At 45.3% G+C, this 26,995-nt stretch carries 26 protein-coding genes; 1 reads left to right on the forward strand and 25 read right to left on the reverse strand.

Annotation, left to right across the window (positions count from 1 at the left end; genetic code table 11):
* Window positions 1–28: 28 nt before the first annotated feature.
* The 14 genes from PGW42_RS06960 to PGW42_RS07025 all read right to left on the reverse strand — a co-directional run bounded on the left by PGW42_RS06960 (window position 29) and on the right by PGW42_RS07025 (window position 13,624).
* Window positions 29–1,078: a sulfate/molybdate ABC transporter ATP-binding protein gene (locus PGW42_RS06960; protein WP_270203164.1), complete on the reverse strand. Its 1,050-nt coding sequence runs from the start codon at window positions 1,076–1,078 to the stop codon at window positions 29–31.
* Window positions 1,072–1,776: a molybdate ABC transporter permease subunit gene (modB, locus tag PGW42_RS06965; RefSeq protein WP_117823241.1), complete on the reverse strand. Its 705-nt coding sequence runs from the start codon at window positions 1,774–1,776 to the stop codon at window positions 1,072–1,074. The genes PGW42_RS06960 and modB overlap by 7 nt, the downstream gene beginning before the upstream one ends.
* A 12-nt stretch (window positions 1,777–1,788) precedes the next feature.
* Window positions 1,789–2,685 (reverse strand): molybdate ABC transporter substrate-binding protein, encoded by an 897-nt coding sequence (gene modA / locus PGW42_RS06970; RefSeq protein ID WP_330677007.1) that lies wholly within the window; start codon window positions 2,683–2,685, stop codon window positions 1,789–1,791.
* 4 nt (window positions 2,686–2,689) lie between these two features.
* Window positions 2,690–3,727, reverse strand: a complete 1,038-nt coding sequence (locus PGW42_RS06975; protein ID WP_055260613.1) for a molybdopterin-binding protein — start codon at window positions 3,725–3,727, stop codon at window positions 2,690–2,692.
* 128 nt (window positions 3,728–3,855) lie between these two features.
* Window positions 3,856–4,644 carry a selenium-dependent molybdenum cofactor biosynthesis protein YqeB gene (yqeB, locus tag PGW42_RS06980; RefSeq protein WP_330677008.1) on the reverse strand — a complete coding sequence of 263 codons (789 nt, stop codon included), beginning with the start codon at window positions 4,642–4,644 and terminating at the stop codon, window positions 3,856–3,858.
* Window positions 4,645–5,976: a uracil-xanthine permease family protein gene (locus PGW42_RS06985; RefSeq protein ID WP_270203163.1), complete on the reverse strand. Its 1,332-nt coding sequence runs from the start codon at window positions 5,974–5,976 to the stop codon at window positions 4,645–4,647.
* Window positions 5,977–6,112: 136 nt separating this feature from the next.
* Window positions 6,113–7,537 (reverse strand): selenium cofactor biosynthesis protein YqeC, encoded by a 1,425-nt coding sequence (gene yqeC, locus PGW42_RS06990; protein WP_270203162.1) that lies wholly within the window; start codon window positions 7,535–7,537, stop codon window positions 6,113–6,115.
* A complete protein-coding gene (locus tag PGW42_RS06995; RefSeq protein WP_118198342.1) occupies window positions 7,527–9,809 on the reverse strand; it encodes a xanthine dehydrogenase family protein molybdopterin-binding subunit in 2,283 nt (760 codons plus the stop codon). The genes yqeC and PGW42_RS06995 overlap by 11 nt, the downstream gene beginning before the upstream one ends.
* Window positions 9,806–10,273 (reverse strand): (2Fe-2S)-binding protein, encoded by a 468-nt coding sequence (locus PGW42_RS07000; protein WP_008375171.1) that lies wholly within the window; start codon window positions 10,271–10,273, stop codon window positions 9,806–9,808. The genes PGW42_RS06995 and PGW42_RS07000 overlap by 4 nt, the downstream gene beginning before the upstream one ends.
* Window positions 10,263–11,060, reverse strand: coding sequence for an FAD binding domain-containing protein (locus tag PGW42_RS07005; protein ID WP_270203161.1), 798 nt, complete (start codon window positions 11,058–11,060; stop codon window positions 10,263–10,265). The genes PGW42_RS07000 and PGW42_RS07005 overlap by 11 nt, the downstream gene beginning before the upstream one ends.
* A 14-nt stretch (window positions 11,061–11,074) precedes the next feature.
* Window positions 11,075–12,076, reverse strand: a complete 1,002-nt coding sequence (gene ruvB / locus PGW42_RS07010) for a Holliday junction branch migration DNA helicase RuvB (RefSeq protein WP_117556028.1) — start codon at window positions 12,074–12,076, stop codon at window positions 11,075–11,077.
* Between the two features lie 10 nt (window positions 12,077–12,086).
* Window positions 12,087–12,698, reverse strand: a complete 612-nt coding sequence (gene ruvA, locus PGW42_RS07015; protein ID WP_055155575.1) for a Holliday junction branch migration protein RuvA — start codon at window positions 12,696–12,698, stop codon at window positions 12,087–12,089.
* Between the two features lie 14 nt (window positions 12,699–12,712).
* Window positions 12,713–13,216 (reverse strand): Gx transporter family protein, encoded by a 504-nt coding sequence (locus tag PGW42_RS07020; RefSeq protein WP_055155576.1) that lies wholly within the window; start codon window positions 13,214–13,216, stop codon window positions 12,713–12,715.
* A gap of 3 nt (window positions 13,217–13,219) precedes the next feature.
* Window positions 13,220–13,624, reverse strand: a complete 405-nt coding sequence (locus PGW42_RS07025; RefSeq protein WP_117823227.1) for a NusG domain II-containing protein — start codon at window positions 13,622–13,624, stop codon at window positions 13,220–13,222.
* A gap of 411 nt (window positions 13,625–14,035) precedes the next feature.
* Between PGW42_RS07025 and PGW42_RS07030 the strand changes: the two genes are divergently transcribed.
* Window positions 14,036–15,022, forward strand: a complete 987-nt coding sequence (locus tag PGW42_RS07030; protein WP_270203160.1) for an FAD:protein FMN transferase — start codon at window positions 14,036–14,038, stop codon at window positions 15,020–15,022.
* A gap of 97 nt (window positions 15,023–15,119) precedes the next feature.
* Here PGW42_RS07030 and PGW42_RS07035 read toward each other — a convergent pair whose 3' ends face one another.
* From PGW42_RS07035 to rimO, 11 genes are all read right to left on the reverse strand, one after another.
* Window positions 15,120–17,204 carry a sensor histidine kinase gene (locus PGW42_RS07035; protein ID WP_270203159.1) on the reverse strand — a complete coding sequence of 695 codons (2,085 nt, stop codon included), beginning with the start codon at window positions 17,202–17,204 and terminating at the stop codon, window positions 15,120–15,122.
* Window positions 17,176–17,883 (reverse strand): response regulator transcription factor, encoded by a 708-nt coding sequence (locus PGW42_RS07040; RefSeq protein WP_117823222.1) that lies wholly within the window; start codon window positions 17,881–17,883, stop codon window positions 17,176–17,178. Before PGW42_RS07040 ends, PGW42_RS07035 begins: the two co-directional genes overlap by 29 nt.
* A 152-nt stretch (window positions 17,884–18,035) precedes the next feature.
* Window positions 18,036–18,728 carry a hypothetical protein gene (locus PGW42_RS07045; RefSeq protein WP_118198349.1) on the reverse strand — a complete coding sequence of 231 codons (693 nt, stop codon included), beginning with the start codon at window positions 18,726–18,728 and terminating at the stop codon, window positions 18,036–18,038.
* 131 nt (window positions 18,729–18,859) lie between these two features.
* Window positions 18,860–19,900, reverse strand: a complete 1,041-nt coding sequence (locus PGW42_RS07050) for a GH25 family lysozyme (protein WP_270203158.1) — start codon at window positions 19,898–19,900, stop codon at window positions 18,860–18,862.
* A 13-nt stretch (window positions 19,901–19,913) separates the two neighbouring features.
* Window positions 19,914–20,207 (reverse strand): phage holin family protein, encoded by a 294-nt coding sequence (locus tag PGW42_RS07055; RefSeq protein WP_172676441.1) that lies wholly within the window; start codon window positions 20,205–20,207, stop codon window positions 19,914–19,916.
* A 207-nt stretch (window positions 20,208–20,414) separates the two neighbouring features.
* Window positions 20,415–21,425 carry a GGGtGRT protein gene (locus PGW42_RS07060; RefSeq protein WP_008375150.1) on the reverse strand — a complete coding sequence of 337 codons (1,011 nt, stop codon included), beginning with the start codon at window positions 21,423–21,425 and terminating at the stop codon, window positions 20,415–20,417.
* 60 nt (window positions 21,426–21,485) lie between these two features.
* Window positions 21,486–22,178: an iron-sulfur cluster assembly scaffold protein gene (locus PGW42_RS07065; protein ID WP_022220480.1), complete on the reverse strand. Its 693-nt coding sequence runs from the start codon at window positions 22,176–22,178 to the stop codon at window positions 21,486–21,488.
* A gap of 99 nt (window positions 22,179–22,277) precedes the next feature.
* Entirely contained in the window at window positions 22,278–23,753 is a 1,476-nt protein-coding gene (locus PGW42_RS07070; RefSeq protein WP_270203157.1) for a GNAT family N-acetyltransferase, read from the reverse strand.
* 43 nt (window positions 23,754–23,796) lie between these two features.
* Complete coding sequence (locus PGW42_RS07075; protein WP_270203156.1) at window positions 23,797–25,047, reverse strand: competence/damage-inducible protein A; 1,251 nt, start codon at window positions 25,045–25,047, stop codon at window positions 23,797–23,799.
* Window position 25,048: 1 nt separating this feature from the next.
* Entirely contained in the window at window positions 25,049–25,591 is a 543-nt protein-coding gene (gene pgsA, locus PGW42_RS07080; RefSeq protein ID WP_270203155.1) for a CDP-diacylglycerol--glycerol-3-phosphate 3-phosphatidyltransferase, read from the reverse strand.
* Window positions 25,588–26,928, reverse strand: a complete 1,341-nt coding sequence (gene rimO / locus PGW42_RS07085; RefSeq protein ID WP_270203154.1) for a 30S ribosomal protein S12 methylthiotransferase RimO — start codon at window positions 26,926–26,928, stop codon at window positions 25,588–25,590. Before rimO ends, pgsA begins: the two co-directional genes overlap by 4 nt.
* Between the last annotated feature and the right edge of the window lie 67 nt (window positions 26,929–26,995).

The raw sequence follows: 26,995 nt of genomic DNA on the forward strand, positions 1-26,995 counted from the left end.
CTATTTGTCCATTATAGCATCTGCCACGCTATCCTTCAAGGAACAGCACTTTTTCTTCCGGAAATGCGAGTGCATCCGGCATTCCTTTTTCTTCCAGAGTGGCAGAAATCTCTCTTTGGACAAACCAGCAGAAGTCCTCACATCCCGACTCGCATTGGATAAAATATTTTCGTTCAAATGGATAATCCACACTTTTCCATTCTTTAACTTTCAGCATAGCCCCGGATATCGTTCCATACACCGGAATCAGATCATGAGCTCGGATTCCGATTGCCTTCACATTCTCCGGCACACTGCGTCCTTTAAAAATCAGCTGCACATCCCAGTCTTTCACATACACCGTCTGCGCATCCATCCGGTAAACATCTGCAATATTTTTACATCCGGTAAGTCTTGCCGCTGTTTTATAGCGCGGTGCATTAAATACTTCTTTTACCGGACCCAGGCGGATTCCATGTCCATCTTCAATTACCAGAACCTCTTCACTGAAGCTGTAGATTTCATCCCTGCTGTGGGACACCATAATCACCGTACCTTCATAATCACTCAGCATTTCCATCAGCTCGGTCAGCATCCGCTCCCGAAGATACGCATCCAGTGCCGAAAATGGTTCATCCAGAAGAATCACATCCGGTTCATATGCCATAATCCGTGCCAGTGCCGTTCTCTGCTGCTGTCCGCCGGAAAGCTTTGACGGATAAAGCTTTTCCAGTCCGTCCAGCTGGAAATGATGGATCAGCTGTTCTACCATTTTCTGCATATCTTCTTTGTTTCCGGTAAATCCAATCCCGATATTCTGCTCCACGGTCATGTTCGGAAACAACGCATAATTTTGAAAAAGATAACCGACTTTCCTTTTTTGTGGCTTCAGAAAAATCTTTTTTCCGGCATCAAAAAGGGTAACTCCGTCAATCACGATCCGCCCTTTTTCCGGTCTTTCGATCCCGGCAATACTTTTCAAGGTCAGGCTTTTCCCACATCCGGAAGCGCCCAGGATTCCGATCCGCTTTTTTTCACTTTTAAAGGCAACATCCAGCCTGAATTTTTCATACTGTTTTTTTATCTCTAGTTCTACCATTGCTTTGTATGTTTCATTCCCTTTCCAAATGCCAGATTCATAAGTACTACTATTCCAAATGCGATCAGGATTACAATTCCGACCCACACGCCTGCCGTCTGATAATCACCGTCCTGGATGACCATTGCAATCCTCTGGGAAATGGTTGCCGTCTTTCCTGGAATATTGCCCGCAAGCATGGAGGTCGCACCATATTCTCCAAGCGCTCTTGCAAATGCAAGAATTGTACCGGATGCAACTCCAGGACCTGCCGCCGGCATGATCACCCTCCAGAAAATCTTCCACTCCGGCATACCGAGCGTCTGCGCCGCATAGATCAGGTTCACATCCACCTGTTCAAATGCTGCTCTTGCATTCCGGTACATCAGTGGAAATGCAATCACAGTTGCCGCGATCACGCATCCTGCCCAGGACTGTACGATCTTGATATCAAATGTCGTATAAAGACACGATCCAACGGTTCTTCTCGTACTGAAAATGAGCAGCAGGAAAAATCCTGCAACCGTCGGCGGAAGCACCAGCGGCAGTGTCAGAATCCCATCCAGCACAGCCCTGAGACCCGTCTTCGCTTTCAACACCTTTCTTGCTGCCCATATTCCCAGGAAGAATGACACAATCGTTGCTGCGATTCCTGTTTTGATTGAAATGAAAAGCGGACTCCAGTCAAGTCCTGCAAGGATCTGTCTTATTTCTTCCATATTGTTCCTCTTTTACTCTACGTTTGTATCGAAATAGTAGCTGTCAAAGATCTTCTTTGCGTCATCGGATGTTACATATGTAAGGAAATCATCGGATGCTTTTTTCTTTGCATCATCTGCCTCTTTATTTTCCACACGGCAGATCGGATAAATCACATTACCTGTCAGATCATAGTTTACTGTCTGAAGGATCTTGATCTGATCCTCATATCCGTATGTATCAGAATAATAAGTTGTTCCAACTTCGCATGCACCCTCTGTAACGGCGATCAGCACCTTGCTTACATTTGCCTGCTCACTGATTTCTGCTCCACCAAGAGCTTCAGAAACCTGTTCTGTTGTGATGGTAGACGCATCGTCTACTTTGTCCAGAATTCCGAGATTCATCAACGCCTGACGGGTGTATTTTCCAACTGGTACACTTCCGCCTGCAAGTGCAATGCTCTTTGCCTCATTTAAGTTTTCAAGCCCGGTTACTGCTGTATCACTGTCCTTTAATGTGATAACAACTACCTGATTGTTCACTACATTATGGCGGGTTCCTTCTACTACCAGTCCGTCAGCCTCAAGCTGATCCATCTGTTTCTGTGCTGCGGAGAAGAACAGGTCACACTCATATCCTTCTTCGATCTGTGTCAGCAGAGTTCCTGAGCTGTCTGCATTGTAGACGATCTTCACATTCGGATGCTCTTTTTCATAACGCTCTGCAATATCTGTCATTGCCGTATTCAGGCTGGCTGCGATAAATACCTGAAGCTCTACATCCTCTTCTTTGTCAGCCTTTGTTTCTGTCTTTTTGTCTTCTGTTTTTGTGTCGGTCTTTTTACCGTCACATGCAGCAAGTGATGCTGTCATCAGCAGAACCAGACCTGCTGCCACTGTTTTCTTAAATAAGTTATTCTTTCTCATGATTTTAATATCCTCCTTTTCCAAATCCACAGTTTGGAAAAGTACACACCGGACAGGACAGACAAAGTCCCCCCTGTCCAAGAAGCCGGAAATCTTTTTCATGCAGCTTTTCATCACACATAATCCTCGGAAGAACCAGATCAAAAATCGTCCGTTTTGCATACATCACGCATCCCGGAAGACCCATGACCGGAATCTGTCTGCCTTCTTTTTCACAATAAGCAAGCATAAACATGGCTCCCGGAAGAACCGGTGCCCCATAAGTCACCACTTCCGTACAGGCATTTTTGATCGCAAGCGGAGTCCTGTCATCCGGATCTACACTCATTCCACCGGTACAGACGATCAGGTCAGAACCATCCTCGATCAGAGTCTGGATTGCTTCCGTGATCATCTCATGATCATCGTTGCACTGGATCTGCTTCACCTCTGTAACGCCACATTCTTTCAGTTTGTCGATCACAACCGGAGTAAATTTATCCTCAATCCGATGATAATACACTTCACTTCCCGTCGTTACGATTCCCGCTTTTTTCTTCTGGTACGGAAGAATCCGGAAAATCGGTTCTTTTCCTGCCACTTCACAGGCCTTCTGCATCTTTTCTTCTTCGATCACAAGCGGAATGATCCTTGTTCCTGCAATCTTATCTCCGGTTTTCACCGGAAAATTTCCATGTCTGGATGCGATCATCATCTCACCAAGACTGTTCACCGCATTCAGCTTTTCGGTATTGATCTTCAATACCCCTTCACAGTCGGCGATCAGTTCGATCTTTCCTTCCTTCACCCCGGAAGGATGCATATGCTCACCCTGACAGATCTGACGCAAGATCTCAGCCGCCTCATTTTCATGAAGCATACCTTCCTGTTTTTCCCAGATATAAAGATTCTCTTTTCCCACAGATAAAAGTACCGGAATGTCTTCTTCGGTGACAATATGTCCCTTCCGGAAAACAGCATCCTTTACAACTCCCGGAATGATCTGTGTAATGTCATGGCACAGCACCTGCCCCACTGCATCTTCTGTTCTTACCAGTTTCATTTTTTGTTCCTCACTTTATATGGATTATGGCATAAAAATACCTGCCGTCACTGCGGCAGGTATTCTGCCCAAACCTTTTTATATTTTACCATAAAAAGGATGGATAAATAAGTTGTCCAGACAACTTTTTATTTTGTTTTATAGACAAGATCGATTGCTTCCGTAACTCCGTTTCCGATCTTTCGTGCTTTATCCGAAATCGTATAACAAAGTTTTTCCTCTATCCTTGCATCCACATCTCCGATCTTCAATCCTTTTTTGACCGGTACACCTTCCTGGAGCATCCCACGGACAATCCCGTGGAGCCTCGCATAGACAGGTTCATCTCCGCACCTTGCAACAATCTGCCCTTTTTTCACCACATCACCAATTCTCGCGACCGGATGCATGATTCCGTCTGCGGATGCCTTTAAAAGGCGTTCCACCGTATAGCCGCCAATATTTCCCGGAATTCCGGTGTTGGGGATTGCACTTCCCTCGCGGATCACCTCACCCAGATGCTCACCTCTTTGCGTTTCAATCACAAAATGGCAGTCTCCGGCTGCCGTAAAGCCCGGTCCGATACCGATAACAAGAGGAGCGTCACTGATCCGGGTCCCAAGATTCTTTTTTGCCATGATCCCGTCAACCAGTACATCCGGCAGATATTCTTTCCGCACTTCTGCTTTTTCATCCACCATGACAGCAATTTTCCGCGTTGCCATAATTGCTTCTGCTTCTTCAAAACTTTCGGCAAGAACTGCTTCCATTCCTTCTACCACTGCATATTCTTCGTATACCGCTCTTGAAAATGCCACCTCGCGTCTTACGGCAAGTGGGATGGCAACATCCGTCATCAGGATCTGATGTCCTCTTTCCCACAGCTCTGCCGCAATTCCCGTGGCAAGATCCCCGGCTCCTCTTATCAGGATCTTCATTTACTCTTCTTTCTCCTTTGGTAAAACCAGATTCAGGAACACTGCAACCAGAGTAGACAGTGCAACCGGTGATTTACCGAAAATGGTTGTTACCCATGCAGGGAGCTGTGCAAGTGCTGCATTTGCCTGTGTCACACCCATTCCAAGTGCAATAGCAAGTCCTACGATGGATGTATTTCTATAATTCATCTTTGAATTATTGATCAGTTTGATACCCGTCATGGAAATCATTGCAAATACAGAGATTGTTGCGCCTCCAAGCACACATGACGGAATAGTTAGAAGAATGTATGCGATCTTTGGCATGATTCCTGCAACCAGCATGATCATCGCTGCAATTCCAAATACTCTCTTTGCTACTACTTTCGTAGAACTTACGATTCCGACATTCTGACTGTAGGTTGCTGTCGGGAGTCCGCTGAAAAATGCGCAGACAATATTGCTGACTCCATAACCAATGATACCACCGCTTAATTCCTCATCCGTCGGCATACGGTCCATTCCTCCGGTCGTCGTTGCTGAAAAGTCTCCGATTGCCTGAATAGAGCTGATTGCAAACAATACCGCAATCGCAACACATGAGGATGGCTCGAATTTAATTCCGAAATACATCGGCTGTGGGAACTGTACCCATTTTGCCGTTAATACGGAAGAAAAATCCACCATTCCAAAGCCAAGCGCAACTACATATCCAACTATGATTCCGATCAGAACGGAAGAAAGCTTTAAAAAGCCCTTTCCAAAATGATTCAGTCCTGTTACGACTGCCAGTGTGATGATCGCAACAAGCCAGTTCTGCCATGAACCATAATCCGCACTTCCTGCTCCACCTGCCATATAATTGACTGCGGTCGGATACAGCGAAAGTCCGATTGCAAATACAACCGTTCCCGTAACCAGCGGCGGGAAAAGATGACGGATCTGTTTGATAAATATTCCTACAATAATCGCAACAATACCGCCCACGATCTGTGCACCAAGTATTGTTCCAACATCTGCATCCTGTGCAATTGACTGCATGATCGGCACATACGCAAAGCTGATTCCCATAATAACCGGAAGCCCGGCTCCTATCTGATAAGACTTAAATTTGATAAACGGAAAAAGCTGGATGAATGTCGAAATCGCTGACATTGCAAGAGATGCCTGAATCAGGACAACCGTGTCTGATTCTGAAAGTCCGGACACACCGGCAAGAATGATCGCCGGTGCAACACAGCCAATGATCATCGCCACTACATGCTGGAATGCCAGCGGAAGTGCCTGACCAAAGGATGGTTTTCCGTTAAGGTTAAATAGTTCCTGTGAAGTATTACTATTCTTCGTACTCACTTTTTTGCCTCCTTCTCTACCCACTTACAACTTTCGTTGTCAAAGCTATCGTATCTATGATAGCACGAATGGTTTTCAATGACAATTCAGCAATGTTCCATTTTTCAACACATAATTGCTTTATTTTTCCAAAATATTAACGAAACGATGTAATCCGTACTTTTTCACCAGAATCCCGTTCTACTCTTAAGGCGATTCTCTCTGCCATTTTCAGACGTTTTTCATCATCTGCTTTGTTTAGCACAATATAGAAATCCATTTCCGGCAGGACATTCTTTTTCCCGCCTTTTGCCGAAACAGCCAGCCCTGCCAGATCCTCCTCCGTCAGAACCTCTTCCACTGCTTTTCCAAGTACCTGTGCCACAAGCTCAGGTCGGAAACAGCAGTCTTTTATCCTTTGTCCGATGGCATCGAGTCCATATACCGAAAGGACTATCTGGATCTGCTTTGGAATAACCGGTTCTTTCTCCCCCGGCACTTTCGCCGGAAGCATCCGTGCACCATCCGCTTCCACGAGAACCGGCGCAGGAAGCTCCCAGATCTTTTCCATTACCGGTACAGAAAGGCTTTTGATCCTGCCTCCTCCTGCATCCAGACCGGCGATCACCATGCCTTCTCTTTTATGCACTTCCAGAATTTTTCCGATAGAATCCTCCATTACAAAATAAGGGGCAGTCTCTTTTTTCATATGGGTTGTAGTCACCAGAACCGGGAGGGCACCCTTCTCTTGGTATTCAGCAAGCAGCTGTTTCAAAAGAGAAGTCTTACCTCCCGCACCCACGGCAGCAATTCTCGGTACCATCTGCTCCGTAAGTCCAAGTGCCATAAGCAGAGACTCTTTCCTTTGAAGCTTTCCATTTTCGATAACATATACATGGAAAGTTTTCTCTGTACCTCCTTCTGTTATCCGCATTTTTTCTATTTCCGGCATATAATCAATATCTTCCAGCTCTTTTTCCAGGCTCACCTCGTAAAATATTGCTTTTTCCCGGTATCTGCGGAACACCTTTCTTCCTCCGGCATCTCCTTCCAGTTCCAGAAGTTCTTTCCCGTACTTTGCCGGAAACCAGACCGGATTGCCTTCCTGTCCATTCCAGGTCACACATCCCGGTACAACTTTTGCCTCCCGCTCCATCTTTTCCAGGAATCCTTCCACGCTTTCTTCTGTAAAATAAGGCTGATCCGCCACAAAAAATGCATAGGCATCAGCATCTCCTGCCGCACGGATCCCTGCTTTTACCGAATAGGCTGCTCCTTTATAGCTATCTTTTGAAATCACTGTTTTTACCGGGAAACGTTCACCTTGCTGCTCGTTTTCCTGAAGTGCTTTTACCTGATGCTCAATCTCCGGATACTGTGTTACCACAATCATTTCCCATTCCGGATGCCTTTGACAGACTTTTACCAGACGGTCGAATAAATAGCGGAACATCGGCTTTTCATCCAACAGATAAAGCAGTTTGTTCTCTGCTTCTGATTGTGGCGGTTCTGTATTTTGCATCCTTTGGCTGTTAAAACGGCGGCTGTTTCCAGCCGCCAGATAAATCAGTTTAATTTTCATTTTCCATAATTCCCATTGCAATCTGTTCACTTGTAATCGGAAGTTCACGGAACCACAAACCTGTTGCATTTGCGATTGCATGCGTCAATGCCGGAGCCGGTGTATTGATGACGATTTCGCCAATCGATTTTGCGCCAAACGGTCCAGTCGGCTCATAGCTGCTCTCAAATTCCACATGCAGATTTCCCATATCCATTCGGGTCGGAATCTTGTACTGCATAAATGAATTGTTCAGAAGCTGTCCTTTTTCCGTGTACTGAATATTCTCATAAAGAGTCATGCCGATTCCTTGCACGATTCCGCCTTCCGCCTGTACCCTCGCAAGATTCGGGTTAATAACAGTTCCGCAGTCAACCACTGCATAGTAATCCAGAATCTCGACATGTCCTGTCTCCGGATCCAATTCGATTTCAACAGTGCCTGCCATATAAGGCGGCGGAGATACCGGCGAACTGTGGCTTTCTGTTACCTGAAGCGCAATATCACTTCCGCACATTGCCCCTGCTCCGATTTCCGCAAGTGTCACCTCTTCTCCGGTCTTATCGCTTCTTGCAATGTGTCCATCGAAATCAACCTCATCCACTTCGCATTTCAGCATCTTCGCTGCCTGTCTGACGATCCGCTTTTTCAGTTCCTCACCGGCTCTTGTCACCGCCATACCGGTCACATAAGTCGTACTTGATGCATAAGAGCCTGAATCATACGGCGAAGTATCGGTATCTGCTCCGGATACTGCAATATCATCCAGATCACAGTCCAGACATTCTGCTGCCATCTGTGCAAGAATCGTATCACACCCGGTTCCCATGTCTGCTGCCGCGATTGACATATTGTAGACACCATCCTCGCCCAGTTTGATCGTTGCAGATCCGACATCTACATTGGAAATGCAGGATCCCTGCATGGCAAGTGCTACTCCGACGCTGCGGATTTTGCCATCCGGCATAACTTTTCTTGGATACTTTTCATCCCATCCGGACATTTCTTTTACTCTCGCAAGGCATTTATCAAGTGCACAGCTATTCGCTGTCTCCCCATAATATGCCGGCATGAACTGTCCTTCTTTGACCATATTCTTCATACGGATCTCCATCGGATCCATGCCAAGTTTTTCTGCCAGTTCGTTAACAGATGTCTCAACCGCAAAGATTCCCTGCGTCGCTCCATATCCACGATAAGCTCCTGCTGCCATCCGGTTGGTATAGACCACATCGTAACGGAACCGGTATGCATCTAATGAACCATAAAGCGGAATCGCCTTATGTCCGGAAAGTCCGACCGTTGTCGGTCCATGTTCCCCGTATGCTCCTGTGTTAGAAAGTGTATACAGATCAATTGCCCGGATATTTCCCTCTTTATCTGCTCCCATGCGAACCGTCACCGCCATATCATGACGCGGTGAGGATGCAATCTGGGATTCCTCTCTTGTAAATACAATTTTCGATGGCTTTCCGGTTTTCCAGGTTACAAACGCCGGATAAACCTCACTTACCGCCGTCTGTTTTGCCCCAAATCCACCACCGATCCTCGGTTTAAACGCACGGATCTTGGATTTTGGTATGCCAAGTGCATTGGAAACAATACGGCGCACATGGTAAACGATCTGCGTAGAACTCATCACATTCAGTCTTCCATACATATCCATAAAGCAGACCGTCTGAAATGGTTCCATCATTGCCTGCTGTGCCGCTTTAACATGATATGTATGTTCTACAACAACATCGCATTCCGCAAGAACTTTCTCTACATCCCCATGTCCATCTTCTGCCTGTGCACAAAGATTCCGCTTGTTATCTGCTCCTACCGGGCACAATGCCTTCCAGCTGTCCTCCGGATGCACCAGGATTGGACCATCCAGCGCTTCCTCAGGATCTAATACTGCCGGAAGGACCTCGTATTTGACCTTGATCATCTTTATTGCACGTTCTACGCAGGCTTCATTTTCTCCGGCAATGATCGCTACCGGATCTCCTACAAAGCGAACATGCTGGTCCAGGATCAGCCGGTCATACGGACTAGGCTCCGGCCAGGTCTGTCCTGCAATTGTAAAACGCTGCTGCGGTACATCCTTCCAGGTATAGATTGCTTCAATTCCCGGCACACGCATTGCCACATCTGTCTTGATCTCCTGGATCATCGCATTGGCATGCGGACTTCTTAGAAGCTTAACGATCAGACAATCCTTTGGTGCCAGATCATTTGTATATACCGGCTTTCCAGTCACCAGTGCTTTCGCATCTTTTTTTACAAATGGTACTCCTACTGCTTTCATCTGGCTCCTCCTTTTCTTTTGTACTCCAGAAAATCATGGATTCCTCTGAGCTGTCCCTCGTAGCCTGAACAGCGGCAGAGATTCCCCGCAAGGTATTCCCGGATCTCGTCATCACTTGGATCCGGATTCTCGCGGAAAAGTGCGATTGCATTCATGATCATACCCGGATTACAGAATCCGCACTGCTCCGCCCCCTGTCCTGCGATAAAAGAGCCAAATTCTTCTGCTTCCTCCTGCAGTCCTTCCAGCGTATCTACCTTGTGCCCGTCTGCTCTTGCAGCAAGCACGGAACAGGAAAGTACCGGCTTCTCATCTAAAAATACGGTACAAAGTCCACAGTTGGAAGTCTCACAGCCGCGCTTTACGCTGTAACATCCATGATTTCTCACGAAATCGATCAGAAGCAGATCAGCTGCGATCTCTTCTGTAATCTTTTTTCCATTCAGTGTCAGACTAATCTGCATTCTTTTCACCTCCGTTTGTAATTCTCTCTAATGCTCTGCGGATCAGAACCTCTGCAAGATGGGTACGATACGCTGCACTTCCACGCATATTGCTTCCCATCGGCACCTGGGCTACAAGCTCTTTTGCAAATTTTTTCAGATCTGTGCACGCATCCAGCTGTTCTGCCGGAACGTGAATACAGACTGCTTTCATCGGTCTTGCCCCAACTGCCACCTTTAGTTCATCTCCATAACGGTCAGCAGCAACCGCCAGTACCGGAAAATCCGTCTTGGTATTACGGTGTGACTGATAGCTTCCCTTTCCCGGTGTTTTCTTTACGATCACACGAACAAGGATATCATTATCTCTCTCCATCTTTGCAAACTCTTCCAGAGAAATGATCCCACCTTTATAAAGTTCTACTTCTGTATCCAGTGCAAGGAAACAGGTCAGTACATCCGAAAATCCAAACCGTCCGAAAATACTTCCGCCGATCGTCGCAAGATTCCGGAACTGTACACCGACAATACTTCTCACACTTTCTCTGATCATGTTGCAGCTCAATTCATTTAATCCTTCGTGTAACTCCAGATCACGAAGGGATACCATACATCCAATCTTCCATGCATCCTCCGTCTCTTCAATCTGATCCAGTCCGAGTCCGGACAGATCGATCGCAGTCTGGATCTGCGCAGTACTCATTTTCAGCCAGAGCATTCCACCGACAATCCGGTTCGTCTTTTTCTGGTTCAGTTCATACGCCTGCTCCAGACTCTCTGCTTTCACATATTGTTTTATCTTCAGCATCGTCTCTTTCCTTTCTATTCTTCGTTCTTGTCAAATCCAAGATGGGTATACGCAAGATCTGTGACCACCCTTCCTCTTGGTGTTCTCTGTAAAAAGCCATTCTTCAGAAGATATGGCTCATAGACATCTTCTACGGTTCCGGCATCTTCCCCGATCGCTGCCGCAAGGGTATCCAGTCCTACCGGACCTCCTTGAAATTTTTCAATCATGGTCGTCAAAAGATTACGGTCTACATGATCAAGTCCAAGCCGGTCCACATCCAGAAGATCCAGTGCCTGCCTTGCCACCTCTTCGGTGATCACCCCCTCGTATTTGACCTGGGCAAAATCCCGGACTCTTTTCAAAAGCCGGTTGGCAAGCCTTGGCGTTCCTCTGGAACGTCTTGCCATCTCAAGGGCTCCCTTTTCATCGATCTCCACATCCAGCACGCCTGCTGAACGGATGATGATGGTCTGCAGTTCTTTTTCCGTATAAAATTCCAGACGGTTCACAACCCCGAAACGATCCCGGAGCGGAGCTGTCAGCATTCCGGCACGGGTGGTTGCCCCTACCAGTGTAAAATGCGGCAGATCCAGACGGATCGACCTTGCCGAAGCCCCTTTTCCGATCATAATATCGATTGCAAAATCTTCCATCGCCGGATAAAGTACTTCCTCCACCTGCCGGTTCAGTCGGTGGATCTCATCTACAAATAGCACATCTCCTTCCTGGAGATTATTAAGGATTGCCGCCATTTCCCCAGGTTTCTCGATCGCAGGGCCTGACGTGATCTTGATATTTACGCCCATTTCATTCGCAATGATCCCGGCGAGGGTTGTCTTTCCAAGTCCCGGCGGACCGTAAAACAGCACATGATCCAGCGCCTCTCCCCTGCTTTTTGCCGCTTCTATATAAATCTTAAGAGTCTCTTTTGCCTTCGCCTGTCCAATATAATCTTCCAGAAGCTGAGGTCTTAAATGGCTCTCAATTTTTACATCCTCTTCCAGATTCTCTGTGGTAATAATTCTTCTTCCCATCCTAATCCTCTTATATCAAATATTTGAGTGCACCCTTCAGCAGATCTTCCACCGTCGTGCTCTCATCCATTTCCACTTTTCGTACTGCCTGCAGTGCCTCAGTACTTCCATAGCCAAGCGCCGTAAGTGCCTGTACCGCATCTGCCTGAAGTCCTTGTGCATTTACCGTATCTTCAGCGGCTCCATTTGCCGCTTCCACCTGGTGATCCAGTACGTCCTCAATCTTCAGCTTATCCTTCAGTTCCACGATCAGCTTCTCCGCCGTCTTCTTGCCAATTCCCGGTGCTGCTGAAATTGCCTTGATGTCCTTCGACATCACGGCAAATCGAAGTTCGTCTGGTGTAAGCTGCGCCAGAATCCCAAGACCTCCTTTCGGTCCGATCCCACTGACACCGATCAGAAGCTTGAACACAGAAAGCGCATCACGGTTTAAAAATCCATACAGCTGCATAGCATCTTCTTTGACATTCAGATAGGTGTGGATCTTCACTTTACTCCCAACCGGCGGAAGCTGTCCCATCGCCTGTCCGGACATAAAAATCCCGTAGCCCACGCCGCCTACATCTACAATCGCTTTATCTTCTTCGAGAGCTACAAGCTCCCCTCTTATATATGAAATCATCTCTTCCTCCCACGCTATGACAATACGATGCTGCCAAGTCTTTTGAGCATTTCATTTGCCACAACCCCGATAATAAATCCGGTGATCACTCCTGCGATCAGAAGCACCGGCACATAATAGGCGACGCTGAATGTCTCCACGACCAGCATCGCTACGATCAGCTGACCGACATTATGAAAGACACCACCTGCCATGCTGACTCCAAAAACACTGAATGATCCCCGCTTTTTCAAAATCACCATCACTGCAAGGCTTAAAAGTCCACCTGCCAGACTGTATAAAATACTAAACAGACTGGCAAAAATAAATCCGGACAGCACGATACGCGTCACCGAAAGCAACAGGGCATCCTTTCCACCCATCTTGTACAGTGCCACCACAACGATCAGATTCGCCAGTCCAAGCTTAACCCCCGGAATCCCGATCTGAAACGGGATCAGAGTCTCTACATAACTAAATATCAGCGCAAGGGCAGTAAATACACCAAACCACGCTATTCTGACTGTATTTTTCTTCATATCTTAATTCGTCACCGCATCCAGTTCGGCTTCTTCTCCATCGACAATTTTCAGAACGATCTTATTCGGAAGGCAGATAATACTCTCTCCGTTCCTTGAAATTGCTTTCTGGTGTACACAGATCTGATCCGGACAGTTGGCCGCTGCCATTTTCACTTTTCCGTTCTCGATCTGCACGGTGTTCGTTCCTCCGTTGATCTTAAATGCACGCTCTTTCTGCAGATCCAGTGTCTCTACCACTTTCCCGTCAATCTGTATTTCTACAACGCCTGCGCTTTTCTGGCTCGTGAATAGATGTCCTGCAAAAAAAATGCTTGCCGCAGCAAATACAAGGAGGACAAGAATCAGATCATTCTTTTTGAAACCGGATGCTTTCTCCTCATGGCTCTTATTTTCTTTATGGCTCATAGGGTTCTCCTTTTTCTTTGTTTATTCTAACACATCATTTTATCTAATGCAATCAAGTGTTCGATTGATTTTTTTCATAGGGGAACGTATAATGGGGTAATTAGCGGGAAGGACGGTCTGTAGGAAAAGAGAATGGAGACGCCGTGAGGGAAGCGAAAGTCCTGCACGCCTCAAGTTGTGCAAACCATTCCGATGAACCACTTAGGACGAAAATCGTGTTCAGCAATGGCTTCCACGATTTTTGTGTTTCATCTCCATTGCACAAAATAGAGGCGTGCAGGACTTTCGCTTCCCTCACGGCTGTGCATTAGCTGATTGCACAGACCTGAGATTCGTAAATTTTCATTATGTCGTTTTTAGGAAGTTTATGAAAAAAACAATGCTGTAGGTTATGGTTTGAGGAGGTTTGCGATGAAAATAAAAAGTTTGGGAATTGGTATTTGTTTGAGTTTGTTTGGGACTTTTTGTCTGGGGGGATGTTCTGGGAGTTCGCCGCAACCGGTATCGCGGACGGTTACCGTGTTTGATACGGTGGTGACAATTACGGTTTATGATAAGGATTCAGAGGATGTTCTGGATGCTTGTGTAGCGAAATGCGAGGATTATAATGCGCGGTTTAGCCGAACTTCGGAAGGAAGCGAGATTTATGAGCTGAACCATGCAAACGGGGCGCCTGTGACACTTTCGGGTGATACCGTGGATTTGATTCAGAAAGGCGTGGAATACAGCCGTCTGGCAGATGGAAAGTTTGATATTACGATCGCTCCACTTAGTGACTTGTGGGATTTTAAGAATAATACGGGGACCGTTCCTGATGATACGGCGATTCAGGAAGCGAAAAGTCATATCGGATATGAGAATGTGAGGGTTGATGGAAATACGGTTCAGCTTCTGGATCCGGAGGCGGCTATTGATCTTGGCGGAATTGCAAAGGGATATATTGCGGATCAGCTGAAAGCATATCTGAAAGAGCAGAATGTATCCCATGCGCTGATCAATCTGGGCGGAAATGTGCTGGCTCTTGGCGGCAAACCGGATGACTCGGATTATAATATCGGGATTCAAAAGCCGTTTGCACAGAATGGAGAAGCGATCACCAGTGTAAAGATCAAGGATCAATCTGTAGTTTCTTCCGGGATTTATGAGCGGTATTTTAAGGTAGGCGACAAGATTTATCACCATATCTTAGATCCGAAAACTGGGTATCCTTATAAAAATAATCTGCTTGGGGTGAGTATTGTCTGTGACTCTTCTACGGAAGCGGACGCACTTAGTACAACCTGCTTTGCGATGGGGTTAGATGATGGATTGAAATATATCGAAGGAATCAAGGGGGCAGAGGCACTCTTTATCACGGATGATTATGAGATTCATTACTCCAGCGGATTTCCAAAGTAAAAAAGTTGAATGATGTAGGTTGTGAGACAAATCAGAAAAATAAATGGTACCAGATTCAGTTGTAAAAAAAATTTGAATCCGGTACCATTTATTTTTCTTATGCTTCCTGCTTCATTGTCTCTTCTCCCGGCAAAGCCCAGCGGATTTCGGCTTTGAAGAGGTCTGCCTCGGTTTCGATGTGGAAGCTTCCACCCTGGAGACCTACGAAGCTTTTTACGATTGCAAGACCAAGACCGGAGCCTTCGGTATTGCGGGACTCATCTCCGCGGACGAAGCGTTCTGTAATTTCTTCCGGATTGAAGGTGAGCTCGGTTGCGGAAATATTTTTCAGGCGGATAAATACATCTTTCTCCGTCTTTTCGATTTCCACATAAACTCTTGTTCCCGGAAGTGCATATTTTACAATGTTATTCAGAAGATTCTCAAAGATCCGGTAGGTCTTCTGACTGTCCAGTCGAAGAATCACCTTTTCCTCCGGGAAAGTGATCCTGAACTCCAGACCTTTTTCTTCGAACTTATCTTCCAGCTCAAATTTTACCTGTTTAAACAGATTGACGATATCCACGTTCATCAAATTCAGCTTTACATTCTGGCTGCTTGCTTTGCTGATCTCAAAGAGGTCTTCGATCAGGACTTTCAGACGCATAGATTTGCGTTCCAGAATATCAATATAATCCTTTCGCTTTTCCTCATCTTTCTCGTCTTTCAACAGATTCACATAGGTTATGATCGCAGTCAGCGGTGTTTTCAGATCATGTGATACGTTTGTGATCAGTTCTGTTTTCATACGCTGGCTTTTTACTTCTTCCTTTACCGCTTTCTTAAATCCGGTCTGGATCTTCTGGATTTCATTACGGAACGGACTGAACACACCAAGATCACCTTCAATCTCTACATCCAGATTTCCGTCTGCAATTTTATTAGTTGCCTCCAAAAGCAATGCATATTTTTTCCGGAGATCATTAAAATATTTTTGCAGGATCAGGAACAGAATTACAGAATATATGATCAGTCCTGCAATTCCGTAATACCAGAATGAACAGATCACCAGCAGTATTGCGAAATTGAACAGCACGATTTTCAAAATAATCTTATTGTTCTTTTCCTTGAAATTGAACTGATCCAGAGAATGATAAAATGCTTCGATCTTATCCTTGCACCAGTGGATACCGCCTCGGATTCCGTTTCCGAATCTTCTCCAGATCCAGATCAGCAGAACTCTTTTTTTCACATATTCCTTTACTCCAAGAAGCCGGATCTGGCGTACACAGCCGGATACCCAGTACATGACTGCAAAGAAAACAAACCAGACCAGAAAATCGATTGGCCACACATTTCCTTTCGCGTGCGTAATCAGTTCTCCAAGATAGCTGAAAATCAGGCTAATTCCAGTAATACCAGTTGCTATCGCAATTTCAAATGGTACATGGAAAATTTTTTCATCTCCTGTATGCAGATCTTTCTTCATCGGAATCAGCCATGCCAGAAGTGCGACCAACAATATAAGGGGCAAGATTGTATAAACCGCCGCGTTTTCCACCATTGAAGTAATCGGATATACCCGCATAACATAAGCATTCAGCTTTGCTTCCGTCATCATGAAATAATAGGTCCTGTCTTTTGGTGAAATATTTTCAATCTCACTTTCATCTTCATATTCAAATATTTTTTCCGGCAGATTTGAGGTCAGAATCTTCAGAACAGCTTCCTGCTTGGTTACTTCCGTTCCCATCACCTGATCAATCTTGATTTCACCGTTTTTGTCAAACGAGATCTTGATCCCAAGAGCATAATCTGCAAGCTCGGTATCTTTCACTTTTTCCCAGGAATCTCTATTCGACCGGTATCCATCGATTACCTCTCCGTTTGCATCCTGCACCTGGTAATTCATATATGCAATCTGCCGGTTAAATTTCTCATCAAATTCCGGATAATAATCATCCAGAAACTTTACGTTATATTCGTTTCCGGATTCTTTGGAATACAATACATAGCAGTCCCGGATAAATGTCTTCATAAAGGACTCACTCGTCCGGTAGTTCTGTGTCAGACTGTCCTGCTCCTTTTTTGCATTCTTATAAAAAGTATTATAGTTTCCTAACACGATCACCGTCGCAAGTAAGATTACGCCTAAAATCAGGACAATCCCTAGTTTATGCCTGTTTTTCGATTTTGTATCCAACGCCCCACACCACCTTTAAATATTTTGGTTCTTTCGGGCAGCTCTCAATTTTTTCACGGATATTCCGGATATGGACCATGATCGTATCGGTATTGATCGCTTTTTCATTCCATACACGCTCGTAAATTTCCTCTGCCGAAAAAACTCTTCCAGGACTCTTCATAAGGAGAAGCAGGATTTTGTACTCAATCGGTGTCAGGCGCACCGGCTCTCCGTCAACCGATACCTCCACCGTTTCTTCATTCAGCTCCAGACCGCCGATCACATGGATATTCTGATTTTCTTCACGGTCTCTTAGCTTCTCTGCAAACATCCGGTATCTTCTGAGCTGTGAATTCACCCTCGCAAGAAGCTCCATCGGTGTAAATGGCTTCGTCACATAATCATCTGCCCCGATATTCAGCCCCATGATCTTATCCACTTCCTCCGATTTTGCTGACAGCATGATCACCGGAAAATCATATTTTTCCCGAAGCTTCATCGTCATACGAATTCCATCCATCCGCGGCATCATAATATCCACGATTGCAAGATGGATTTCTTCTTTCTCGATCACTTCCAGACCTTCAATTCCATCTGCCGCCTGAAATACTTCGTATCCCTGACTTTTCAGGTAAATTTCCACACCTTCTCTGATTTCCTTGTCGTCTTCAACGACCAGTACATGATTCATTTCCATAACTGCTTTTCTCCTCTTTTTCTCATCCTTGACTATAGTCTATCTCTTAAAGCTAAAGAGAACCGGAATAGATTTCTAAAGAATTTCTAAAAAACGAAAAAGCTTTTCAGCAAAGCACTGCTGCCTTGCCGAAAAGCCCATCAGATACTTATTTAATAACCATAATAGCTAATACCACCAACTACTACAATCAAAACAAAGAAGATCACAAGTACATACGAAATAACCTGAAAAATCAGGGACGCTCTGCAGTAGTTACGCCGGTTCAGATTGCCACTATTACCAAACGCCCAGATAATATACAGAATCAGTCCCGCACATGGAATAATTCCGACAATCAGCGTCAAAAGCCATTCTCCGGTAGAAAGTGGCGATAGATCCATCTGCTTTGGCGGCATCTGATAATTGCTCTGGCTATTGTAATTGTTATTGTAGCCATTGGCATTAAAACCGGTATTATAACCACCATTCTGATACTGGTTGTCAGAGTACCCATTGGTATAAGCTCCGCTCTGATCGGTTCCGTTATAATACGAATTTCCGTTGTAAGTATTATTTTCATAAGTTCCATCCGAAGTTCCGGAATGGCAAGCGCTTCCGCCCGGTGCTGACTGTCCGTAGCCGCTTCCGTTTTCTGACTTTGGCATTTCACCGTAAGTATATGCCGGATGACTTTTTTCTTCCTGCTTTAAATTATCGTCCGCTGCCTCTTTTGGCACGCTATTGTCATTCTTTGCCTGCGGCTCTGCTTCTGTATATCCTGCATTGGGATCGGTGTAAGAAGATGTACTCTTTTCCTCCCCTTCACTATTCTCAGTTGTCTGGTCATTTAAGTTATTATCCATATCCCAAAACCTCCTGTGTATTCATTTTTTTCATCATAGCACACCAAAAAGCTGAAAACAATAGCTCTTTTTGCCAAATTACTGAATTCAAAGACCAGATTCTGAATATCAAATCTATTTCTATTAGCCGGTTATTTGATTCGCAGCCTCTGACCGACATAAATCAGATTCGGATTTTGTAGTTTGTTCAACCTTGCGATTTCCTGATAAGATGTTCCGTATATCGCTGCAATTTTCGAAAGTGTATCCCCGGATTTGACGATATGATACTTGTTTTCTTCGGCATTGACTCTGCTTTGTACTTCTTCATACCGTTTCCCCAGAACCGTTTTCCGCACTTCCCCGTTGCCATATTTCCCGGCACGCACTTCCTTTGCCAGTGTCTCTGTACTGGCACCGGAAATATAGTCGATCATCCCCTGCACTTCTCCATATCTGGTTCCAAGCCGGCTTTTCCGTTCTTCCCCATTTCCAAATTCTCCACGCATCGTCCGAAAAACCAGATCCAGCGTAGTTCCTTCCTGGTTTTCTTCCTCTTCAGAAGGTTTCTCTGGAGTTGTCTGGTTTCCTTTTCCAGCATACCGGCTCCACGCCTGCCGGTCTCCGTAGAATTTATTCAAATCCAGATTGCCATTCCATCCGCTTAATCTTCCCGAAGAACTGTACTGCCGCATCACACAGGCATATGCGCCCTCATTCCATGGATTTTCCTGGTACCCGATTGGCTCCATACTCGCGTACTGCGCTACCCACAGTCCATAGTTTCCGATATTCTGCAACCGGCTCATCATACTTTGCTGCACATAAACCACAGGATTGACGCTGGTCTTTGTTGAAATATAATTACACCAGGCTTTCACCCATTCCCGGTCATTCACACCAAATACCGGATTGGACCGCCCTTCCCAGTCTAGCACAAGCATTGCCTCCCCCACACGGCTCCCTGCATTCTTCAGAAAATATTCTGCCTCCGCCTGTATATTTCCACCAGACGCATAGTGATAAATGCCCAGGCATTTCCCTGCTGTTTTCGCCTGACGGTAGGCTCTTTCGTAATCCGGATTTACATAATCGGTTCCTTCTGTCGCCTTAATTACCACAAAATCACACGGGACAACCGCAAGATTGATCCCACTTTGCCAGTTGCTGATGTCAATTCCATTTAATGCCATACCACTTCTACTCCTACTCTTCTTTTCCTGCCTGCTTGATGATCTGATGGATGTAGGTACTCAGTCCTGCAACAACAATACCCTGCGTTACGGATGCGAAAACTGCGGTCAACACATCCTGTGCTCCTGCGAAATGTGCAGTAGATGTCACCCAGATCCCGCAGATGATAATGCCTGTCGCCCCAAGCGTGATCGGAATATATTTATCTTTGATAAATTCTGCTTGTTTAAGTGCAATTCCGAAAAAGTATAGAACTGCGGTCACAATAAGCAGTTCCGGTTTTACATAATCCATAAGTTGCTCCATTATCTGGATAGCCTGCCTTTCTTTTTTAGAACTTTAAGGAAGATTTTATATATAAACGATTCAATCAGATGTGATATTAGTATATGTAAGAAATAGGATTTGGTGTCAAAAGAAAGATTTGATATAAAATAATCGGACCGGCAGGTTCTTCTTTGATTTGTATATGCAAAGGGAGAGGCGCTACGCCTCTCCCTGTAAATAAATTTCTTAGAATTTACCAGCTTTGTGAGCTTCCTCAATGCTTACAGCAACAGCGACTGTCATTCCGACCATCGGGTTGTTACCAGCACCGATAAGACCCATCATTTCTACGTGAGCCGGTACAGATGAAGATCCTGCGAACTGTGCATCAGAGTGCATACGTCCGAGTGTATCTGTCATACCGTAAGAAGCCGGTCCTGCTGCCATGTTGTCCGGGTGAAGTGTACGTCCTGTACCACCACCTGAAGCAACTGAGAAGTATTTCTTTCCTGCTTCTACGCATTCTTTCTTGTATGTACCTGCAACCGGATGCTGGAAACGTGTCGGGTTTGTAGAGTTACCTGTGATAGAAACGTCAACGCCTTCTTTCCACATGATAGCCACACCTTCACGTACATCATTTGCACCGTAGCAGTTTACTTTAGAACGGAGTCCGTCAGAGTAAGCGATTCTCTGAACTTCTTTCAGTTCTCCTGTATAATAGTCATAGTCTGTCTGAACATATGTGAATCCGTTAATTCTTGAAATGATCTTTGCAGCATCTTTTCCAAGACCGTTCAGGATAACACGAAGAGGTTTCTGACGAACTTTGTTTGCTTTTTCAGCGATACCGATTGCACCTTCAGCAGCTGCGAATGATTCATGTCCTGCAAGGAAGCAGAAACAGTCTGTTGTTTCTTCAAGAAGCATCTTTCCAAGGTTACCATGTCCCAGACCTACTTTTCTCTGATCTGCTACAGATCCCGGAATACAGAAAGCCTGAAGTCCTTCTCCGATTGCTGCTGCAGCGTCTGCTGCTCTTGTACATCCTTTTTTGATTGCGATTGCTGCACCTGTGATGTAAGCCCAGCATGCGTTTTCAAAACAGATTGGCTGAATACCTTTGATCTGGTTGTATACATCCAGTCCGGCATCCTTTGTGATCTTTTCAGCTTCTTCGAGTGAAGCAATGCCATAGCTGTTTAAAACTTCATTGATTTTATCAATTCTTCTCTCATATGATTCAAATAAAGCCATTTAATTGTCCTCCTGAAAATATTGTTGCCTATATAACCCGTTAATTACTTATGTATGTAATTAGTTTTTACGCGGATCAATGATCTTAACGGCATCAGCTACACGTCCGTACTGTCCTTTAGCTTTTTCCCAAGCTTCGTTCGGAGTATCGCCTGCTTTGACAAAGTCTGTGAATTTTCCAAGACTTACGAACTGGTATCCGATGATTTCATCATGGTCATCAAGAGCGATTCCTGTTACATAACCTTCTGCCATTTCCAGGTAACGTGGTCCTTTTGCGAGAGTTCCGTACATTGTACCAACCTGTGAACGAAGTCCTTTACCAAGGTCTTCAAGTCCTGCACCGATCGGAAGTCCTTCTTCTGAGAATGCACTCTGAGTTCTTCCGTATACGATCTGTAAGAAAAGTTCTCTCATTGCTGTATTAATTGCATCACAGACAAGGTCTGTGTTAAGTGCTTCCAAAATAGTCTTTCCTGGAAGAATTTCTGAAGCCATAGCTGCGGAATGAGTCATTCCTGAACATCCGATAGTCTCCACAAGTGCTTCCTGAATAATACCATCTTTAACATTCAAAGTGAGCTTACATGCACCCTGCTGTGGAGCACACCAGCCGACACCATGTGTAAGACCGGAAATATCTTTGATTTCTTTAGCCTTTACCCATTTTGCTTCTTCCGGAATTGGAGCTGGTCCGTGGTTTGCACCCTGAGCTACCGGACACATCATTTCTACTTCATGTGAATAAATCATGTTAAAACTCCTTTCAAATACATCTGTTTTTCTTTTATAAGGCGTTTGTGATTGTTTTAACACCATATGTATTTATTTTCGCACAATTTTCGACATTCGTCAATTGTTACTTTGTACAAGATTCCAGAACTCACTGTCTGTTTTATATTCAATTATTTCTTTCATAGTAAACGGCGCTGTGATCCATCCACTCTCCGCAGAAGATTTTTTTCCATCTCCCGGGTAATGGTAAGTAATTCCGATCTCAATTCCATCCTTATCTACAAAGAATGCATCAAAGTACCGGTTCTCCAGGATTTCCCCATTTAAAATCTGTCGGAAATCATTTAATTTCACACTGCTTAACACCTCTGCCGATGGTGCTTCACCCTTCATCTTTTTCATCCAATCGTGCATAAATGCATCGCTTAGTTCCACAATATCTGCCACTTCAAACTGCTTTGCGTCAGAAATACGGATGTTGCGGGTACGGAGGTCACAATACTGTGCAGAAGTATTTCCTGCATAATAAATATCATTGAATGCTACGCTGATAAAATCTTCTCCTGCATAAGAAACCTTGTACGTTACAAGACTTCCTAAAAACGGGTTCGATTCCTCCAACATTTTCTCTTTCATAGAATCACTCGGAGCCAGATATAAGGTATTGACCGTACTCATCGCACAGTCCTTCAGCATTTCATTGATTTTGTCAATATTTTCACCTTCCACACCTGTGATCTGCGGATATTTGACATCAAACTGCATCGGATATTCGCCTTTATTTCCATTGGAAAAATAAGTGTAATTTTCCTCCGTGATCGTATACGGCAGATTTTCTGCCTCGTAGCCTTCAATTGCCTCGATTCCCTGTGCTTCTTCAGAACTGCTGTCCTTATTATCCTCTTCATTTCCATTACTGCCAAAGATATCGTCAATTTCTCCGTCCTCATCCGGGTTATATTCAAAAATCTGTGACGAATCCTCCTGTTTTCCTTCACCACTCGCAAAATTGCTGATGATTTTTCCGAAAAGCAGTCCCAGGAATATCAGAAAAATAAGTACGGTAACTGCGATCCCGATAAAAAGTCCCGTATGTTTCTTTCCATTATAAGAAGATCTTACATTTGCCGGTGATATCATCAAATCCATCGGAACAAAACGGATCCCGTTCTTTTCCTGAACCGGTGCCAGATCCCGGAATCCCATATGGTGATAAGCTTCCGTACTCACAACCGATGTATTGACCGTCATACGCATCAGAGCAAACTGCATCGTACAGTATCTGCACATTTCACCAACAAGAGCCTTCGCAATCCCTTTTCTCCGCAAATCCGGGCGGACAAACAGAAGGGAAATATGTCCATCCCTCCGCACGGCTCCGACACCGCCAAGATCCTGTCCTTCTACCGCGCCAAAGACGATCATCTCTCCGCTTTCGACAAGAGGCATAAAATTCTCCATCTTGATAAAACGGGCAAATTCCTCGATTCCCTGCTGTGTACAGGAATTGGCGTTTTCTCTGATAAATACATCCCATACCAGATGCAGACCTTCCACAACCTCCTGACTGCTATATAGTCTTTTTATGATCATTTTTCTGTACCTCATCTTTTCCAGAATAAACTGGTTTTCTCTCTTACGCCCTCTTTAAAAGTTCTTCCCGCAAGAGCGTGATCGCACGTGCAACCGCATAGTCCCGGTTCTTCTCACGATTGCCGGTAAAACGGTACTCTCTTACCGTTACCTCTCCATTTACCGCACATCCGATATACACAAGTCCGACCGGTTTTTCCGCTGTACCGCCGCCAGGTCCTGCGATTCCGGTTACACTAAGTGCCGCATCTGCATCTGCCGCCTTTGCTGCCCCAAGCGCCATCTCTGCTGCTGTCTGTTCACTGACTGCCCCGTAGGTTTCCAGTGTCTCATGCTTCACACCAAGAATCTTTTCTTTCGATGCATTCGCATAAGTAATGTATCCTTCATTGTACACGCCGGAAGCTCCCGACACATTCAGAAGTCTGCCAGAAAGCTTTCCGCCTGTACAGGATTCTGCCGTTGTCACAGTCATCTTCTTCTCTTCCAGAAGACGGATCACCGACTCTTCCAGTGTCACATTCTCTTCGGTCGTATAAATAGCATCACCAAAACGCTTCTTCATCTCTTCGATCATCGGCTCCATCAGTTTTTCTGCCGCTTCTTCAGAGCATGCTCTTGCAGTCACACGAAAATGTACCTCTCCTGTCTTTGCATAAGGCGCAAGCGTCGGATTGGTCTGTGCATCCATCAGATCCGCAACCATGGTCTCTGCCCTGCTTTCCCCGATCCCGCACACTTTTACCATCTGGGAATAGATTCCCTCCGGCTGCTTTTTATTGAGGTACGGTGCAATGTCATGTTCAAACATCGGCTTCATCTCATTCGGAGGCCCAGGGATCAGGATCGCTGCTTTGCCGCGCTCTTTATCCTCCAGAATCAGTCCAGGTGCCGTTCCGTTCAGATTGTCGATCACGATCGCGCCTTCCGGAACCAACGCCTGCTTCCAGTTATTCTCTGTCACCTTTTTACTCTTAATCTTCTCAAAATAGTCCCGGATTCGTGCTTTGGAATGTTCATCCATATAAAGTTTTCTGCCAAATACCTTTGCAGTTACTTCTTTTGTCAGATCATCCTTGGTAGGGCCAAGTCCCCCTGTCAGAATTACGATATCAGCGCGCTCAATTGCCTGGCGGATTGCTTCTTCCATACGCTCTTCATTGTCACCGACAACAGTCTGGTGATATAAAGAACAACCTAGCAGAGCACATTTCTCTGCTAGGTATGTTGCGTTTGTATTCACAATGTTGCCAAGTAAAATTTCAGTGCCGACAGAAATCAGCTCTACAACCATTTTACATGCCTCCCTGTGTTAATACCTGTTTGTTCTTTGCAATATAATCGATCAGTGAAACGACGGTCAGGAGCAGTGCTACCCATGTAAGGACTGTTCCTACAACATTCCACACACCGCCCAGATCCATGATCAGCACAATGATCAGTGCCATCTGTGATACGGTTTTGAATTTGCCCCAGTAGCTTGCCGCAATGACGATTCCATTGTCAGAAGCAACCAGACGGAACCCGCTGATGATAAATTCTCTGGCAATGATCACCAGAACAACAATGACATTCAGTCTGTTCATAGATGTCAGACAGATCAGCGCGGTACATACCAGCAGCTTGTCTGCAAGCGGATCCATAAATTTGCCGAAGTTCGTTACCAGGTTGTACTTTCTGGCGATTTTCCCATCCAGCATATCCGTCAGGCTGGCAACACAGAAGACCACAAGTGCGATCCACTTATCTGCTGCTCCGGTAATATCAAATAACATAAACACTACAAAAAACGGAATTAAAATCACTCGTAAAATCGTTAACTTATTTGGTAAATTCATAATAACTCTCCTATCAAATCATAATCTGCCGATCCGGTCACTTTTACCCTTGCAAAATCTCCCGACATCAGTTCTTCCGATGTGTTCACAAAAATAAGTCCGTCTACATTCGGCGCATCCCGGTAGGTTCTTCCCACATAGGCATTCTCATCTGCTACCTTGCCTTCGATCATCACAAGCAGCTCTTCCCCAATCCGGTCTTCTGCCTGGTCAAATACGATATCCTGCTGAAGTTCCATGAGCTCTGCCTGACGTTCCTCTTTGACTTCTTCCGGGATCTGATCCGGCATAGATGCTGCAGGAGTATCCTCTTCCGGTGAGTAGGTAAATACGCCAAGTCTGTCGAATTTCATCTGATCCACAAAATCCATCAGCTCTTCATGCTGTTCCTGTGTCTCTCCCGGGAATCCGGTGATCAAAGTTGTGCGAAGTGCGATATCCGGAATCTCACGTCGAAGCTTCTCAATGGTCTCGATGAGCTGCGCTCTGGAAGTCCGTCTTCCCATTCTCTTCAGGATACCATCGCTTGCATGCTGGATCGGGAGATCCAGATAATGGCAGATCTTTGGTTCCTCCTTGATCACCTGAATCAGCTCATCCGTGATTTCCTCCGGATAACAGTATAAAATACGGATCCAGCGAAGTCCGCTGATCTTGCAGAGCGCTCTCAAAAGTTGTGGAAGCCGCTTCTCCCCGTACAGATCGGTTCCGTACATGGTGGTCTCCTGTGCTACCAGGATCAGCTCCTTCACCCCTCCGTCTACCAGATTCTGCGCTTCCTCCAACAGATGCTCCATCGGCACACTCCGAAAATCTCCTCGTACCTTCGGGATAATACAGTAAGTACAGTGCTTGTCACAGCCTTCTGCAATCTTCAGATAAGCGAAATGTCCGCCGGTCGTCACCATACGGTGCGTGTCTGTCACCGGGAGATAATCCACATCCTTCATGGTCAGGCGCACATCTCCGCGCTCCATCGGACTGTCGCTTAAAACTCCATCGATCACGTGTGCGATCTCTTCATAAGAAGTCGTTCCGAGAACCGCATCAACCTCCGGGATTTCCTGAATGATCTCTTCTTTGTATCTCTGTGCAAGACAGCCTGTTACGATCAGGGCTTTTAATCTGCCGGTCTTCTTCAGTTCTGCCATCTCAAGAATATTCTGGATACTCTCTTCCTTTGCGTCATGGATAAAGCAGCAGGTGTTAATGATAATGACATCTGCCATTGTCTCATCGTCCACCATCTGATGACCGTCCTTTGCAAGAATCCCAAGCATGACCTCCGAATCCACAAGGTTCTTGTCACAGCCTAATGAAATGAATAATATATTCATAAAATAAATTTCTCCTCAAGCATAATTTCTGGGCGGCAGGGGAAATCATCTTCACCGGAAAATAAAA

The organism is Coprococcus sp. TM115-187 (assembly GCF_027679115.1).
Lineage (GTDB): Bacteria > Bacillota > Clostridia > Lachnospirales > Lachnospiraceae > Allocoprococcus > Allocoprococcus comes.

Excerpts from the sequence above, each read along its gene's own strand:
- PGW42_RS06960 (WP_270203164.1), bottom strand. The coding sequence starts at position 1,078 with ATGGTAGAACTAGAGATAAAAAAACAGTATGAAAAATTCAGGCTGGAT.
- modB (WP_117823241.1), bottom strand. The coding sequence starts at position 1,776 with ATGGAAGAAATAAGACAGATCCTTGCAGGACTTGACTGGAGTCCGCTT.
- modA (WP_330677007.1), bottom strand. The coding sequence starts at position 2,685 with ATGAGAAAGAATAACTTATTTAAGAAAACAGTGGCAGCAGGTCTGGTT.
- PGW42_RS06975 (WP_055260613.1), bottom strand. The coding sequence starts at position 3,727 with ATGAAACTGGTAAGAACAGAAGATGCAGTGGGGCAGGTGCTGTGCCAT.
- yqeB (WP_330677008.1), bottom strand. The coding sequence starts at position 4,644 with ATGAAGATCCTGATAAGAGGAGCCGGGGATCTTGCCACGGGAATTGCG.
- yqeC (WP_270203162.1), bottom strand. The coding sequence starts at position 7,537 with ATGAAAATTAAACTGATTTATCTGGCGGCTGGAAACAGCCGCCGTTTT.
- PGW42_RS06995 (WP_118198342.1), bottom strand. The coding sequence starts at position 9,809 with ATGAAAGCAGTAGGAGTACCATTTGTAAAAAAAGATGCGAAAGCACTG.
- PGW42_RS07000 (WP_008375171.1), bottom strand. The coding sequence starts at position 10,273 with ATGCAGATTAGTCTGACACTGAATGGAAAAAAGATTACAGAAGAGATC.
- PGW42_RS07005 (WP_270203161.1), bottom strand. The coding sequence starts at position 11,060 with ATGCTGAAGATAAAACAATATGTGAAAGCAGAGAGTCTGGAGCAGGCG.
- ruvB (WP_117556028.1), bottom strand. The coding sequence starts at position 12,076 with ATGGGAAGAAGAATTATTACCACAGAGAATCTGGAAGAGGATGTAAAA.
- ruvA (WP_055155575.1), bottom strand. The coding sequence starts at position 12,698 with ATGATTTCATATATAAGAGGGGAGCTTGTAGCTCTCGAAGAAGATAAA.
- PGW42_RS07020 (WP_055155576.1), bottom strand. The coding sequence starts at position 13,216 with ATGAAGAAAAATACAGTCAGAATAGCGTGGTTTGGTGTATTTACTGCC.
- PGW42_RS07025 (WP_117823227.1), bottom strand. The coding sequence starts at position 13,624 with ATGAGCCATAAAGAAAATAAGAGCCATGAGGAGAAAGCATCCGGTTTC.
- PGW42_RS07030 (WP_270203160.1), top strand. The coding sequence starts at position 14,036 with ATGAAAATAAAAAGTTTGGGAATTGGTATTTGTTTGAGTTTGTTTGGG.
- PGW42_RS07040 (WP_117823222.1), bottom strand. The coding sequence starts at position 17,883 with ATGGAAATGAATCATGTACTGGTCGTTGAAGACGACAAGGAAATCAGA.
- PGW42_RS07045 (WP_118198349.1), bottom strand. The coding sequence starts at position 18,728 with ATGGATAATAACTTAAATGACCAGACAACTGAGAATAGTGAAGGGGAG.
- PGW42_RS07050 (WP_270203158.1), bottom strand. The coding sequence starts at position 19,900 with ATGGCATTAAATGGAATTGACATCAGCAACTGGCAAAGTGGGATCAAT.
- PGW42_RS07055 (WP_172676441.1), bottom strand. The coding sequence starts at position 20,207 with ATGGAGCAACTTATGGATTATGTAAAACCGGAACTGCTTATTGTGACC.
- PGW42_RS07060 (WP_008375150.1), bottom strand. The coding sequence starts at position 21,425 with ATGGCTTTATTTGAATCATATGAGAGAAGAATTGATAAAATCAATGAA.
- PGW42_RS07065 (WP_022220480.1), bottom strand. The coding sequence starts at position 22,178 with ATGATTTATTCACATGAAGTAGAAATGATGTGTCCGGTAGCTCAGGGT.
- PGW42_RS07070 (WP_270203157.1), bottom strand. The coding sequence starts at position 23,753 with ATGATCATAAAAAGACTATATAGCAGTCAGGAGGTTGTGGAAGGTCTG.
- PGW42_RS07075 (WP_270203156.1), bottom strand. The coding sequence starts at position 25,047 with ATGGTTGTAGAGCTGATTTCTGTCGGCACTGAAATTTTACTTGGCAAC.
- pgsA (WP_270203155.1), bottom strand. The coding sequence starts at position 25,591 with ATGAATTTACCAAATAAGTTAACGATTTTACGAGTGATTTTAATTCCG.
- rimO (WP_270203154.1), bottom strand. The coding sequence starts at position 26,928 with ATGAATATATTATTCATTTCATTAGGCTGTGACAAGAACCTTGTGGAT.